12 protein-coding genes and 1 pseudogene are annotated in these 15,019 nt (G+C 34.1%); 11 read left to right on the top strand and 2 right to left on the bottom strand.

Annotated elements, in window-relative coordinates:
- The first annotated feature begins 88 nt into the window (after window positions 1-88).
- From BW931_RS09170 to BW931_RS09225, 9 genes and pseudogenes are all read left to right on the top strand, one after another.
- Window positions 89-1,204, top strand: a complete 1,116-nt coding sequence (locus tag BW931_RS09170) for a DegT/DnrJ/EryC1/StrS family aminotransferase (protein WP_076571812.1) — start codon at window positions 89-91, stop codon at window positions 1,202-1,204.
- Window positions 1,204-1,851, top strand: coding sequence for a sugar transferase (locus tag BW931_RS09175; protein ID WP_076571734.1), 648 nt, complete (start codon window positions 1,204-1,206; stop codon window positions 1,849-1,851). The genes BW931_RS09170 and BW931_RS09175 overlap by 1 nt, the downstream gene beginning before the upstream one ends.
- Window positions 1,841-2,461, top strand: a complete 621-nt coding sequence (locus BW931_RS09180) for an acetyltransferase (RefSeq protein WP_076571735.1) — start codon at window positions 1,841-1,843, stop codon at window positions 2,459-2,461. The genes BW931_RS09175 and BW931_RS09180 overlap by 11 nt, the downstream gene beginning before the upstream one ends.
- A 1-nt stretch (window position 2,462) precedes the next feature.
- Window positions 2,463-3,572, top strand: a complete 1,110-nt coding sequence (locus BW931_RS09185) for a glycosyltransferase family 4 protein (protein WP_076571737.1) — start codon at window positions 2,463-2,465, stop codon at window positions 3,570-3,572.
- A complete protein-coding gene (locus tag BW931_RS09190; RefSeq protein ID WP_076571739.1) occupies window positions 3,562-4,452 on the top strand; it encodes an ATP-grasp fold amidoligase family protein in 891 nt (296 codons plus the stop codon). Before BW931_RS09185 ends, BW931_RS09190 begins: the two co-directional genes overlap by 11 nt.
- A gap of 122 nt (window positions 4,453-4,574) precedes the next feature.
- Window positions 4,575-5,750, top strand: coding sequence for a glycosyltransferase family 4 protein (locus BW931_RS09195; RefSeq protein WP_076571742.1), 1,176 nt, complete (start codon window positions 4,575-4,577; stop codon window positions 5,748-5,750).
- A gap of 164 nt (window positions 5,751-5,914) precedes the next feature.
- A pseudogene (locus tag BW931_RS13315) lies at window positions 5,915-6,981 on the top strand (IS256 family transposase); the annotation flags it as partial.
- A 353-nt stretch (window positions 6,982-7,334) separates the two neighbouring features.
- Window positions 7,335-8,510: a glycosyltransferase gene (locus tag BW931_RS09220; RefSeq protein ID WP_076571751.1), complete on the top strand. Its 1,176-nt coding sequence runs from the start codon at window positions 7,335-7,337 to the stop codon at window positions 8,508-8,510.
- Window positions 8,511-8,684: 174 nt separating this feature from the next.
- On the top strand, window positions 8,685-9,788 hold the full coding sequence (locus tag BW931_RS09225; RefSeq protein WP_076571754.1) for a glycosyltransferase: 1,104 nt from the start codon (window positions 8,685-8,687) through the stop codon (window positions 9,786-9,788).
- Window positions 9,789-10,344: 556 nt separating this feature from the next.
- Here BW931_RS09225 and BW931_RS09230 read toward each other — a convergent pair.
- Window positions 10,345-11,196, bottom strand: coding sequence for a transposase (locus tag BW931_RS09230; RefSeq protein WP_076571756.1), 852 nt, complete (start codon window positions 11,194-11,196; stop codon window positions 10,345-10,347).
- Window positions 11,126-11,590 (bottom strand): transposase family protein, encoded by a 465-nt coding sequence (locus BW931_RS13845; protein WP_084193900.1) that lies wholly within the window; start codon window positions 11,588-11,590, stop codon window positions 11,126-11,128. Before BW931_RS13845 ends, BW931_RS09230 begins: the two co-directional genes overlap by 71 nt.
- An 82-nt stretch (window positions 11,591-11,672) precedes the next feature.
- Between BW931_RS13845 and BW931_RS09240 the strand changes: the two genes are divergently transcribed.
- Both BW931_RS09240 and BW931_RS09245 read left to right on the top strand, forming a co-directional pair.
- The gene (locus BW931_RS09240; protein WP_159435681.1) at window positions 11,673-12,788 is read left to right on the top strand and encodes an EpsG family protein; all 1,116 of its coding nucleotides are present in this window, start codon (window positions 11,673-11,675) and stop codon (window positions 12,786-12,788) included.
- A gap of 179 nt (window positions 12,789-12,967) precedes the next feature.
- Window positions 12,968-13,894: an ATP-grasp fold amidoligase family protein gene (locus BW931_RS09245; protein WP_076571761.1), complete on the top strand. Its 927-nt coding sequence runs from the start codon at window positions 12,968-12,970 to the stop codon at window positions 13,892-13,894.
- Window positions 13,895-15,019: the final 1,125 nt, after the last annotated feature.

The raw sequence follows: 15,019 nt of genomic DNA on the forward strand, positions 1-15,019 counted from the left end.
GAACTATAAGTTAAAATTAATCAAGCTTTCATTTACTAAGTGATTATCTTAACAGGGGAAGGAAGAATTAAGAATGAGCACTACAAAAGTGAACAACAGAATCTTTCTCTCTTCACCACATATGAGTGAGCAGGGGTATGAGGAACAATACGTAAAAGAAGCTTTTGAGACAAACTGGGTTGCTCCTGTCGGTGAAAATATAAATGGATTTGAAAGAGAACTAGCAAATATGATTGATTCAAAAGCTGCTGTAGCACTTTCTTCAGGGACAGCGGCTATCCATTTAGCTCTAAAAGCAGCAGGTGTTAAGGAAGGGGATGTTGTCTTTTGTCCTACCCTTACGTTCTCTGCAACTGCCAATCCAATAATATATCAAAATGCAACTCCTGTTTTTATAGATAGTAATTATGAGACGTGGAATATGTCCCCTGAAGCATTAGAAGAAGCTTTTGTGAAGTATCCAGAGGTACAAGCAGTAATCGTTGTTCATTTATATGGCCTTTCTGCGGAGATGGATAAAATCATGGAGATTTGTAACAAACATAATGTTGCTGTTATAGAAGATGCAGCAGAGTCGCTTGGGAGTTATTACAAAGGTCAACAGACTGGGACAATTGGAGATTATGGCATCTTCTCTTTTAATGGAAATAAGATTATCACGACTTCCGGTGGTGGAATGCTAGTTTCTAACAAAGAGGAGAGAATAGAAAAGGCACGGTTTTGGGCTACTCAATCACGTGATCAAGCTCAACATTATCAACATAGCGAATTAGGGTTTAATTATCGTATGAGCAATATTGTTGCCGGGGTTGGACGAGGGCAACTCAAGGTATTAGAGAAGCGAGTAGAAAAGAAAAAGTATATTTTTGAGTATTATAAGAGAGAGCTTGAGGGTCTTGAAGGTGTTGAGTTTATGCCAATTAATGACTGGGATGAACCTAATTATTGGTTAAGTGCGCTGATTTTAAATGGTCAGATTAGACCGATTGATGTTATACAAGCTCTTGAAAAAGAAAATATTGAGTCAAGACCTATCTGGAAGCCGATGCATCTACAGCCATTCTTTGAAAAGTATGATTTTTTGGGAGTAGGTTTATCAGAGAAGCTGTTTGATAATGGGATGTGCTTACCATCTGATACTAAGATGACAGATGAAGACTTAGAAAAAGTTGTGGGAATCATTAAGAGGTTGTGGTTCAAATAATGAATAATTATAAAGATGGCATTTATAAAAGATTTATTAAAAGACCAATGGATTTTGCTCTATCATTAATTACTCTAATTATTCTTTTTCCAATACTTCTAATAGTGGCAATTCTAGTTAGAATGAATATAGGAAAACCTGTTTTATTTAAACAAGAAAGACCTGGACTTAATGAAAAGGTGTTTTTTATGTATAAATTCAGGACTATGACAAATAAAAGGGATGAGAAAGGTGTGCTATTACCTGATAACGTAAGGTTGACGAAGTTTGGTATGTTATTACGTTCTACATCCCTGGATGAACTGCCTGAGATTTTCAACATTTTAAAAGGGGATATGTCTTTTATTGGACCCAGACCGTTACTAGTTTCTTATTTACCATTATATAACAATATTCAAAAGCGCCGACATGAGGTAAGACCAGGACTTTCAGGGTTAGCTCAAGTCAGTGGAAGGAATACTATTAGTTGGGAAGAAAAATTCAAATTAGACGTTGAATATGTTGATAACATAAAATTTATGAAAGATTTGAAAATAATTATATTAACTTTAAAAAAAGTGTTCGTCAAAGAAGGTATAAATTCAGGAACGTCTGCTACGGTTGAGCCTTTCAAAGGATCTGAAAAGGAAAGAAGATATGATGAATAAACTGCTGATAATTGGAGCTAGTGGCCATGGGAAAGTTGTTGCAGACATTGCATTGAAAGCGAACAAATGGGAAAGTATTGCTTTTCTGGATGATGACACAAATGTCAAAACCTCAATAGGTTTAGATGTTATCGGTACTTCAAGTGATGTTTCTAAATACATAAATGAATATGAAATATTTATAGGAATTGGAAATAATGTTACAAGAAGAAGGATGCATAGGATGCTTGAAACCCTCGGTGCTAGTATTCCTGTTTTGGTTCATCCTAATGCAATTATTGGTGAGCAAGTTCAAATAGAAACTGGAGCAGTAATTATGGCGGGGGTAGTAATTAACAGTTGTACAAAGATCGGAAAAGGTAGCATAATCAATACCGGTTCTACAGTAGATCATGATAATAAAATTGGAGATTTTGTCCATATTTCCCCAGGTGCTCACTTAGCAGGAACTGTGGAGGTGGGGGCAGGGTCTTGGTTAGGTATTGGTTGTATAGTAAATAATAACTTAAACATAACTAGGGAATGCAAAACCGGAGCAGGTTCGGTTGTAGTTAAAAATTTGACTGAACCTGGTGTTTACGTTGGTATTCCGGTTAGGAGAATAAAGTAATATGAAAATACTTATATTAGCTAATTTTGGTATGGGACTATACAACTTCAGAAAAGAATTATTAGAAGAATTAATAAGTCAGAACCATGAGGTTTACACTTCTTTCCCTAGAGATGAATACTCAATAAAATTAGAGGAAATTGGTTGTAAGTTCATTGATACTCCTATAAGTAGAAGAGGAACTAATCCAATAAAAGATTTTAAATTATTCATGGATTATAAAAAAATAATTAGAAATATCCAACCGGATGTTGTGTTAACTTACACCATTAAACCTAATATTTATGGGGGGATAGCTTGCCGATTAGAAAATGTTCCTTATATAGCCAATATCACGGGCTTAGGAACTGCTGTTGAAAATGGTGGTATCTTGCGAAAAATCACTTTATTTCTATACAAGATATCTTTAAACAAAGCAGATTGTGTATTCTTTCAAAATGAAGAGAATAAGAACTTCTTAACTAAAAGAAATATAATAAAGGGGAACCATAAAGTAATACCTGGCTCTGGAGTAAATCTTAATCATTATACAACATTAAGTTATCCAAAAGATACTACAGTTAATTTCTTGTATATTTCAAGGGTGATGAAAGAAAAAGGTATAGATCAATTTTTGGACGCAGCAACTTATATTAAAGAGAAATATCCAAACACAAAATTCCATATTGTGGGTTTTTGTGAAAATGGATATGAAGACAAGCTTAAAGCAATGCAAGAGAGAGGGGTTGTTGAATTTCATGGTAAACAAAAAGATGTAAGGAAATTCCATAAAATGTCGCATTGTACAATTCATCCTACTTATTATCCTGAAGGAATGTCAAATGTACTTCTTGAAAGTGCCGCTTGTGGCAGACCTATTATTACAACAGATCGAAGTGGCTGTCGAGAAGTTGTTGATGATGGAAAAAATGGGTTTTTAATAAAACAAAAAAATAGTGAAGACCTTATAAAAAAAATTGAAGAATTTTTAAAGCTAGAATATGAAACTAAGAAACTTTTAGGACTCAATGGAAGAGTGAAAATAGAGAGGGAATTTGATAGGGGAATTATAATCGGTGAATATTTAGATGTACTTTCAGGGGTAGAAAAGAGGAATAAAGATGGATTATAAAGATATTATAAAGAACCAAGATTTACGCTTGAAAATTCTTAAGTTAACAGATTTTATCCCCGATAAACTGATGATTAATCTACAGTATAAAATAGCTACAGGAAGGACGCTAAACTTAAAAAATCCAACGAGATTTTCAGAAAAATTACAGTGGTATAAGCTTTTCTACAGAGACCCTCTGCTGACAAAGTGTGCGGATAAATACGAAGTCAGAGAATATGTATCTTCAAAAGGCTACGAAGATATATTAGTACCTTTATACGGAGTGTATGATAGAGGAGAGGATATTGATTTCGAAGATCTCCCGGATAAATTTGTTTTGAAAACAACTAATGGCAGTCACACTAATATATTGTGCGAAGATAAGTCAAAACTAGATAAAAAAGCTACTGTTCGAACCTTGAACACTTGGTTAAAAAAACGATCTTCAAAACTAGGGAGAGAATGGGCTTACTATGATATAAATCCCAAAATTATTTGTGAAAAATATTTAGATAAAGATAAAAATAATGATTTAATTGACTACAAGTTTTTTTGCTTTAACGGAGAACCAATTTATTTATATGTAATAATCGAAAGGTTTTTAGAAGATGGTTTGAAGTTAGGTATTTATGACACTGAATTCAAAAAACTTCCTTACAGACGAGCTGATATTAATGGCATAACTTCTAATGTATCGAAACCAAAAAACTTTGATAAGATGGTTGAAATTGCTAAGAAATTATCTGAAGATTTTCCACACGTCCGAGTGGATTTTTATAATATAGATGGAGAGATATTCTTTGGAGAACTAACTTTTTATGATGGCAGTGGGTACAAAGGTTTTATACCAGATGAATTTGACTTTATTTTAGGCAGAGAATTTAATCATATAGATTAAAAAGAAGGTTCTATTAAAGTTATTATTGATTTTAAAAACAAGATGTAGGGATACTTGACAGGCAGAGAAAAAAGTTAGTGATAACAGATTTTAAAACCAGATATTAAACGAGGTTGAAAATTATGGAAGTTTTATTTTGTCATGATGGACCACTTAGAAAAGATGAACAAGGCAATTATTACGGTACAGCGCATAATGATGATACTTTCAAACGGTATTATAATATTGCTGATAACGTTTCTGTAGCAATCAGGGTGAATGACATCTCTAAATCAGAGGCAAAAAAGGATTTATCAAAAATCACTGTTTCACCTTTTGAAGTTGTGGAGTGCCCAAATGTATCAAGTTTAAAAGGAATATTAATCAAAAGAAAAAAAACAAGGGAAATTATAAAAGAAGCAGTATTAAACTCCGATTATGTAGTTGTGAGATTACCAAGTGTAATAGGATTCATAGGGATAGACTTTGCTAAAAAACTCAATAAGCCATATTTAGTTGAGATGGTTGCCTGTCCTTGGGATGCATTTTGGAATCATAGTTGGAAAGGGAAAGTAGTAGCTCCATTCATGTATTTTGCTACAAAAAAAAGGGTGAAAAATGCGAGGTACACTGTATATGTTACAAATAATTTTTTACAGAATAGGTATCCGACAAAAGGAGAATATGTGAATTGTTCAAATGTATCATTGAATAATTTCGACGATTCCGTTTACTATAATCGGATAAATAAGATTAAAAATTTAAATGATGAAAGTAAAATAATAATTGGAACTACCGCTGCAGTGAACGTAAGGTATAAAGGACAAAAGTATATAATTGAAGCTTTGGGTGAGTTGAAGAAGTCGGGAATACAAAACTTTGAATATCAACTAGTTGGTGGCGGAGATCAATCGTACTTGAAATCAATAGCTGAAAAACACAATGTTCTAGAACAAGTGAAATTTTTTGGTTCTATGCCACACAGTAAAGTTTTTGACTGGTTAGAAAGAATTGATATTTACGCTCAACCTAGTCGTCAAGAAGGTTTGCCACGGGGGTTGATTGAAGCTATGAGTAAAGGGTTACCGGCATTTGGTGCCAACACTGCAGGGATTCCTGAGTTATTAAATGAAGATTTTATTTTTAGTAACACAAAGAGAAATATAAAAGAAATATGTGATATTTTAATTTCTTTTGACAAAAATTTAATGCTTTATCAAGCTGAAATAAATTTTGAAGAGTCTAAAAAATATAATAAAGAAACTATTGAAGAACGCAGGAGGAAGTTTTTTTCTAAATTCAAAGAAACAAAAAGTTGATATTCTTAAAAATCCTTGTAATTTTATGATTGAATATAATTTTATTAGGATTAAGGAGATGATGACGTACAATAGTTTGTGTAAAGCTCTTGAAGACAAAAAAAGAGGTAGGGTATCCTCATAGTTAACGACCAAATCAACCAGAAAAGGAGATGCCCTACCTCATGTCTACAAGTATAGGACAAAACAACCTCGAAAATCAATTGGACGATATGGTCCGTTCCTTCGTCCAGGAGAAGCTGGAAACGATCATGAAAGAAGAAATGAACCAATTCTTCGAAGAAAATCCGGAACTGAAAAATTATAAGAACGGCAGTTACGGGCGTCAACTGGATACGAAATACGGGCGTATCGAAGATCTTCAGGTGCCACGAGACCGGGAAAATGCGTTTCAGACCGAAGTATTCCAACCTTATCAGCGGTATGAACAGTGGCTGGGAGAAACAATCATTACGATGTATCAGAAAGGTATGAGTACGCGTGAAATCGGGAATTTCCTCGAGCGCATTCTTGGTCATGCCTACGCCTCAGGCACCATCAGTAATATTACGGACGTGGTGAGGGATGACATCCGTGCCTGGCAGGAGCGCCCTCTCCAGAAAAGGTATGCCGTGCTTTATCTCGATTGGACGTATCTGAAATTGCTCCGGGACGACGTAGTAAACGAAGTGGTTTACGTTGTCATCAATGTCACGGAAGACGGGTAGCGGGGGATTCTCGGCAGTTTCGATGGTCTTCCCGGTCTCGAAGAAGCGATGAAAGCCGTTTATCCGAAGGCTGACGTCCAGCGTTGTGTCGTCCATAAAGTACGGAAGACGCTGAACTAGTTCCTGAAGAAGGACCGTTCCGCCATCAGTGAAGATATGAAAGCGATCTACCAGTCCAAAACAGTAGCGAAAAAGCTGAAAAGCAACTGGAGGCTTTCTGTGACACGTGGCAGAAGAAATATGTGAAAATCGCAAAATCTTGGAGGGGAGACTTCCGCGTCCTGACCACATTCTTGAATTATCCTTCCTCCATCCGCCGATGATCTACACAACAAACATTATCGAGCGCACTATGAAGGAATTCAGGAAGCGCTTGAAGACGATGAACAGTCTGCCGTCTGTAGAAAAAGGTAATCTATATGGTTTCCGACGAATGCAACACCAAGTGGTCCACTCGCAAACTTCGGGGATTTAAAAAAGCAAACCCTGAACTTCACGCCATGTTTGAGGAACGTTATGGACCTAAAAACGAAAGTGAGGAGGGGAACTCACCCTCCTCCGAGGACCACCCTACTGTTTTACATAAACTTATTGAGGGTACCTATAAAAATACAAATTATATTAATAATATTTTAATGAGTAAATAATGAAAGTAATAGTAGGGTTTCTAAATCAAGTAATTTTCACCAGACGACAGGTATAGAAAAAATTCTGAGCAACCCCTCATGTTAGGATGAATTTATACAACACAAACAAAAATATATACTTAGATGAACTAACTTTTTATGATAAAGAGATTACATAGATTTGGGAAATTTTGATTTAAGATGAGTGAAAAGTTTTGACAGCCTGAAAATAAGAAATGAGGATTTATTGAATGAGAGTATTATTTTGTCATGATGGACCTTTAAAAAAAGATGAAAACAATAGTTATTATGGTACAGCTCATAATGATGAAACCTTCAAACGTTATTACAATATTGCTAACGAACTTACTATAGCAATTAGGGTGAATGAAATTTCAGAAGACGCGGCAAATAATAAGTTATCAAAGATTACAGTATCTCCATTAGAAGTAATTAGAATTTCTGATTTATCTAGTTTGAAAGGAGCATTATTTAGAAAATCAGAGGTAAAAAGAAAAATTAAAAAAGCGGTGAAAAACTCTGACTATATTGTTGTGAGGCTTCCTAGTTTAATTGGCTACTTATCTTTTGATGAAGCTAAAAAACAGAACAAACCTTGTTTAGTTGAGTTAGTAGCCTGTCCTTGGGATGCATTTTGGAATCATAGTTTAATAGGTAAAGGTGTAGCCCCTTTTATGTATTACTCAACAAAAAAGCGTGTAAAAAAAGCCTCGCATGTTATTTATGTAACAAATGAATTTCTACAAAGGAGGTACCCAACAAAAGGAATAAATGTTAATTGCTCTAATGTTTCTTTGAAAAGAATTGATGATTCAATTCTTGAAAAGAGATTAGATAAAATAACTGAGATGCAGAATGAACAAAAGATAATAATAGGAACAACAGCAGCTGTAAACGTGAAATATAAAGGCCAACAGGATATAATTCAAGCACTAGGTAAGCTAAAGTCGCAAGGCATCACTAATTTTGAATACCAACTTATTGGAGGGGGGGACCAAAGTTATTTAAAGGCTATTGCAAAAAGATTTGATGTTGAAGAACAAGTGATATTTTTAGGGCCGTTATCTCATTCTGAAGTTTTTGATTGGTTAGACAGAATTGATATATATGCACAACCTAGTAAACAAGAAGGTTTACCAAGAGCATTGATAGAGGCTATGAGTCGAGGATTACCTGCAATTGGCGCTAAGACAGCAGGGATACCAGAATTGATAGATAGTAAACACATATTTTCTAATACGAAAAATAATATAGATGAGATTATATCTATGTTATTATCATTTGAGAAAAAAACTTTAATTGAAGAGGCTATTAAAAATTTTAATGAAGCAAAAAATTATCAAAAAGAGATTATTGAAACGAGAAGAAAAGAATTTTTTAGCAAATTTAGAGATTCAGACTACTGATTTTGGCATAAATTAGAACTGAAATAAAGAAGAAGAAATACTTGTCCCTTGTAACCTTTTCTTTTCTTTTCTTTAATTTAATACTGTATCTTTTCTAGCAATATATTTTGTAAACTGAGATTTAATTAGTGCTCAGAGTAACTTATAAAATAGTTTTTAAATAGGAGTAATCAAATGAATAAAACGAAGATAATAATATTTATGTTTTCTTTAGGCGGCGGTGGTATTCAGAAATTTGTAATGAACATTGTTAATAACATAAACAAGGAGAAATTTGACATAAGTGTGGCTCTTGTGAACAAAAAAGGTGTTTATTTAAATGAATTACCTAATGAAGTTAAAGTTATAGATTTAAAGGCAAATAGGGTTCATTATTCTTTGATACCTCTTATAAAAAGCATGAATAGAGAAAACCCCGATATTTTATTTTGTATAGGAACAAATATTAATATCGTTGGGATTATGGCTAAACTAGTAAGTAGAAATGATCCTAAATTAATCATTAGACAAGCTGTTGACCTTAATAAGGTCTCAACCCGTAAAATAAATTTATTTTTAATGAAAAGACTTTATCCTAAAGTAGATAAATGTGTAGTATTAACTAATACAATGAGAGAAAATATTACCAAGCTCATAAAATTACCTGAAGATAAAATAGAAGTTATTTATAATTCAATTAATATTCATGATATCTCTAAGAAGAAAAAAGAGGTAATAGATGAATCTTTTATTAATATAAAAGAACCTAAAATTATATCTGTAGGAAGATTAACGAAACAAAAAAACCAACATATGTTAATAGATGCATTTAACTTAGTTTTAAGGGAAAAGAAGAGTAAGTTAATAATAATAGGGGAGGGGGAGGAAAAAAGTGAAATAGAAGCAAAGATAAAAGAGAATAATATACAAGATGATGTTCTAATGCTTGGATATAAAAGTAACCCATATAAATACATATATAACTCAGATATATTTGTGCTCCCTTCTCTTTATGAAGGTTTGAGTAATGCCTTGTTAGAAGCTTTAGCTTGTGATATTCCTATAGTAACTACAGACAACCCTGACTTTATCATAAAAGATGGAGTTAATGGGTTACAAGCTACAGTCGATAAAAAGGATATTGCAAATAAAATAACAGAGATATTAACAGATAAGTCAATATCTGAGTATATGAAAAGCAATAACAAGGAATATATGAATAACTTCGATATATCAAATATGATAAACAGGTATGAAAATTTATTTAAAGAGACTCGTGCGAATAGCCCTAGTTCCTAAAAATTCTAAGATGAGAGATTTGGCTTTATATACAGTTTTATTATTATCATTATTTAAAGTGCCATTAATTTACTATCTGGACTTCATTGATTTTGGTAGCATATCATAAAATCATATTCAAATTACTTTTTCACTAGGAGAATTATCTTCCCACTTGTGTAATGCAAAATAGAAGTGGTTCTTATTCATTTTTGGTGAACATGTGCGTGCCACCTTGTATCTGAAACAAAGAAATTTTAATTAATGGTAGGTTGATAGAGCATACGCACACGTAAAAGAGAAAAACTGGCTCTTCCGTAATAGACGTTTCATCATTTTTAGTCGGTTTATTTGTCCTTCGACGTGGCCATTGCTATCTTCACACATTAAGGCATGGAGTGTTGGTTGAAAGTCTGTAAGCAATCTTGTGATGAACGACTTTGTGAAAGGGTCTTCCCTCTGTTTTTCGAACAGAATAAGAGACCGAAACCCTTCAGCATCTCTGGAGGAAACAGTGGTACGGAAGGAAGTCAGAAAAGCATAAAAGGGACCCAATACGGGATACCTTTCCAGTATTTCATTGATGATCGACCTTTTCTCTTCGTCTTCCAAAGCGTTCTGCCATAAAAAGTTTCCGGATATATCTACGGAAGTAATAATGATGGGCCTCAAGTGTTTGTCCTTGTTTCTTCTTTTTGCGAGTTTCCGTGACAAATACTCGAACAGCACCATAGGTGCCGTTGTAATCGAATTCCTGGCTCAAACAAGCATGAATCCTGTTCACACTCATCCCTTTTTCTATCATTTCCATCACACGTGCTTCATGAGCATCTATTGGTTTCGGACGCTTGGACCGGTAAGGTTGAGGAGGTTCCTGCATGGATAAGTAATTACTCGCCGTAACAGGACTGCAAGAAAGAAGGTTACCTATACGACGCAGGGAATATCCTTGCTTTCGCAATCGTTGAACTTCCTGCACACGCGCCCATTTACGCTCGGCATTTTCTTTTTGACGCAGTTCCTGTTTGGTGGCCGTGACAATGACGGGACCCTCCGGTTCTCCGTTCTTTCTAATCTTTGAAGGGAGTACCTTTTTCATGACCTCGTCATGAAGGTCCCATAGATTATGAATGAGATGGAAGCGATTATGGATGTGATAAAGATCTGGTCTCCCTTCTTCCATCGCTTCTTCGAATCGAGGATATCTGTCCCTGGTGATTCGTAATACTTCCGGGTGGGCCTGTAACCACGTCTGGATGGTTTCTTTCTCTCGGTCAGGTAATAATTCAATGGGCTTATGCGTAAGGACGTCACAGATAATAAGCCCATACCTATGTCCTTTTCTCCAGGCGAAGTCATCAATACCTACGAAAGGGACTGGAAACCACAGGGATCTCCGTTTGGTGCACCAGGCGCAACAACGTATCATGACTGACGCTCACCCCAAGGTTTTGGCAAAGAAGGGAAGCTTGGACACAGTTACTAGAGAAAGCGATGGTACGTAACATGTCTTCCAAGCGCTTGGTTCTTCGTTTCGAAGGCAGAAGCCACGTGTATCTTTCGGTGAATACGTTTCGTTTACAACTAGCATTCGTGCAGAACCACTTCTGTGTCCGGAGATAGAGAAGAACCGGCTTTCCCTGGATAGGCAGATCATGAATGATGTGCATATAGGAGCTGTGCTTGCGTTCGGAAGAACGCTGACATAAAGGACAACAAGAAGACTTCGTTTCTTTGGCAATAACAAAAATGAAAGAGGTTGGCGTTTCCGAATGGTTCAAGACCTGGAGATGAGTGTCGAGAGGACGGAAGAGGGTATTCATGATTCCTATCTCCTTTTTACTATCTGTATACCCTCTTAGGATAGAAACTCTTCCCAAAAAATGAATAAGAACCAATTCTTGGTTGCAAAATACAACCACCGAAAGAGAGGTTATATTAAATTTGTTTATATCCTTCTTATTATATTTAATTATTATTATATTAACAAGTGTATTAGCAGAGGTATCTGTAAGGGTGAAAGAGAAAATTTTGCGATATATTATCGTTTTTATTACTTTACTAATACCTTCTTTCTTTGCAGGAATAAGGTATGATGTTGGTACCGACTATTTTGCGTACGTAAATATTTTTTCTAATTTAGAAGCTGGGGGCTCCTCTAGGACAGAGTTTGGCTATCAATTCTTAAATATATTAGTAGCTAATTTAGGTGGAAATGCTTCATTCCTGCTTTTTGTCGTCTCATTTATAACAATATTATTTATATATTTATCTTTATATAGAGCTAAAGATAGTATTAGTATAGGGTTGGGAATGTTAGTTTTTATGCTAATGTTTTATCATTTATCATTAAACGCAGTCAGGCAAGTTTTGGCAATTGCAATTCTACTATATAGCTTTGATTTTATTATCCAAAGGAAGTTTGGAAAATTTTTAATAATAACATTAATTGCTTCTAGTATACATTTAAGCTCCCTTATTGTTCTGCCTTTCTACTATATTTACAACTTAGTTGGAAAGAAAAATCGTTTCTTTAGGTTAATAGTATATATTGGAACATCCCTATTAATTATTAATTATGGTGTAATTTTAGAATACACTTTAAGTATATTTACAAGTTTTTCATATTACTCTCAATATCTACCTGATGAAAATCAAGGTGATTTAGGAATTGGATTAATTTTAGTTAATGCACCATTTGTCGTGCCAGGAATCATATTTTATAAACGATTTGTTAAATATGATTCCCGATTTAAATTTTATTTCTTTTTTCTATTAATCGGGGTTATTATACAATTTGTAGCTTATCTTGGAGCAGGACTATTTGATAGAATTTCTGATCTGTTTTTCATTACGGTAGTGTTAATTGTTCCCTATTACTATAAATGTCTGAAAAAAAATGAATTTGAGTATTCGTTAAGTATTATTATTGTTTTATTTGTTGTTTTTATTTGGTTTTATAGTTATATATATCTTGGGAACAACGAAACAATTCCATTTAGGTCGATTTTTTCATTATAATATTATTAACACCTTTATAAGAAAATTGACTATATTGTTCAATTATAGTTCTCTGGTAAGAGTCAGCTAGGCTATAGGTGAATTGTGATAAAAGGGATTGGTAACTTGAACCAAAATTATAACCATTTTAAATATTGTTAACTCAAATTTATAGTTGGATTGGAAAGGATATTGAAATTATGAAAAAAATAATCTCTTTGAAAAAAATAATCTCTTTAATGAAAGAACCAAAAAGAATTTATATAAATATGGGTAGAAGAGGGTGCTTTAAATGGATTCCAGACAAGGCATTTATCAAATTATCTTATTATATTAGAATGGGCAGGAGATTAAATCTTGATAATCCTACTTCTTATAGTGAAAAATTGCAATGGTTAAAACTCTATAATAGAAATGTAGAATATACAGACTTGGTAGATAAATTCGAAGTTAGAAAATATATCGCTGATAAAATTGGAGAAAAATATTTAATTCCTTTAATAGGGCTGTATCATACCTTTGAGGAAATTGACTTTAAAGAATTACCCAATCAATTTGTTTTGAAATGCACTCATGATTCTGGGGGAGTAGTAATATGTAAGGATAAAAACCAATTTAATATTATAGATGCTAGAGAAAAAATAAATAATTCTTTAAAAAGAAATTTTTATAATTCATGGAGAGAATGGCCCTATAAAAATGTACAACCCCGGATTATATGTGAAAAATATATGGTAGATGAATCATGTGAGGAATTAAAAGACTACAAAATATTTTGTTTCAATGGAGAACCTAAGTTAATTCAAGTAAATTATGATCGTTTTCGAGGGCATAAGCGCAATTTATATGATACTGATTGGAATTATATAGAAGCATCAATTCAATATCCAACAGATAGTAAGACCTTTATAAAAAAGCCTGAAAAATTAAAAGAAATGCTTGATTTAGCCAAAGTATTATCAAAAGATTACCCACACGTAAGGGTGGATTTATATTCGATTAAAAATCAAATTTATTTTGGCGAGATGACTTTTTATCATGAGTCTGGATATGGAAGATTTTCTCCAGAATCATATGATTATTTATTAGGTAGTTGGTTACAGTTGCCAAACAAAACAAGTACGTAAAGAGGATCAACCTCTCAACATGGAAAACGATATTTTAAAGCAAGATGCGCTGATTATGGGACGAACGTAGATGTGATTCGGCACAAACTTTGATAACTACTCGGTATTAGCAATGGGTGCCGTTCTAAAACTCCCGAAAAGTACGTATTATTATGAGTCCAAAATCAAAGACACGTCCGAAGTAGATGGACTGACAGTCCAGAGTGCAGAAATTTTTTACCGAAGTAGAAAGCACTTTGGAACCCGGGAAACCAAGCATAAGCTTCAAACAGAAGGACGTAAGGAGTCCCGCCACTGCATTGGTCAAATCATGAATGAACAGGTGTTGGTTTCTAAGTATACCGCGGTTCAGTTCAAACCGGTAAAAGCACGCGCAACGAGTCGAATCAGAGGAACAGGTGGATTCTCATTTCGACTAGGATTAGGTCCGCAACATCATCGTTAGCGTTTTTACACAGGTGCACGTAGAGACGACATAGTACTATATCTGTACGAGTCTCGATATTAATAACCTAATAACCGCTAAATCATCGGCTACAGGGCAGGTGCCAAAAAGAATTCAGCCCTTGTCTAACAGGCATTTGCTTCGATCCAAAGTAACCTGAGGGACGTTTAACTCTTTCATACCAACAAAGGCAACAAGTTTAAAAGCCAAGCCATCGATGATATACTTGTAAATTTGACATCGATTGTTCCTTGAGTAGAAAAGTATGGCCTTATAATAATGCCGTTACGGAAGCTGCATATAAAGTGTTGAAACAGAATTCATCTATGTGGAAACATTTGAGACGCTTCAAGAACAGGAACAAGCTTTATTCGAATAAAATATCCATTGGCACAATAACATATGCATCCATGGGGCGGTAAGCTATCTTATACCGGCAGCTTAATGCCCAAAACACCTTAATAAAATAGTCTAGTTTTGTGTGCCAATCCATTAGAGAAGTTTCCTGAGGTTGCTAAATGGTGTAACGATTTGTTAGAAAAACATATTATATGGAATGTTGTCAAAAAATAAGAAAATACAATATAGAAACTATTATTAGCAATAGAAAATACTATTGGGTACGAGCTCATAGGGAATTATTACTTAAAGAAATAAAATAAGGAAGAATTCAGACTACA

The organism is Salimicrobium salexigens (assembly GCF_900156705.1).
Lineage (GTDB): Bacteria > Bacillota > Bacilli > Bacillales > Halobacillaceae > Salimicrobium > Salimicrobium album.

Bases quoted from the DNA above. Each gene is read 5' to 3' on its own strand.
- BW931_RS09245 (WP_076571761.1), top strand. From the start codon at position 12,968: ATGAAAAAAATAATCTCTTTGAAAAAAATAATCTCTTTAATGAAAGAA.
- BW931_RS09190 (WP_076571739.1), top strand. From the start codon at position 3,562: ATGGATTATAAAGATATTATAAAGAACCAAGATTTACGCTTGAAAATT.
- BW931_RS09175 (WP_076571734.1), top strand. From the start codon at position 1,204: ATGAATAATTATAAAGATGGCATTTATAAAAGATTTATTAAAAGACCA.
- BW931_RS09220 (WP_076571751.1), top strand. From the start codon at position 7,335: ATGAGAGTATTATTTTGTCATGATGGACCTTTAAAAAAAGATGAAAAC.
- BW931_RS09195 (WP_076571742.1), top strand. From the start codon at position 4,575: ATGGAAGTTTTATTTTGTCATGATGGACCACTTAGAAAAGATGAACAA.
- BW931_RS09225 (WP_076571754.1), top strand. From the start codon at position 8,685: ATGAATAAAACGAAGATAATAATATTTATGTTTTCTTTAGGCGGCGGT.
- BW931_RS13845 (WP_084193900.1), bottom strand. From the start codon at position 11,590: ATGAATACCCTCTTCCGTCCTCTCGACACTCATCTCCAGGTCTTGAAC.
- BW931_RS09230 (WP_076571756.1), bottom strand. From the start codon at position 11,196: ATGATACGTTGTTGCGCCTGGTGCACCAAACGGAGATCCCTGTGGTTT.
- BW931_RS09185 (WP_076571737.1), top strand. From the start codon at position 2,463: ATGAAAATACTTATATTAGCTAATTTTGGTATGGGACTATACAACTTC.
- BW931_RS09180 (WP_076571735.1), top strand. From the start codon at position 1,841: ATGATGAATAAACTGCTGATAATTGGAGCTAGTGGCCATGGGAAAGTT.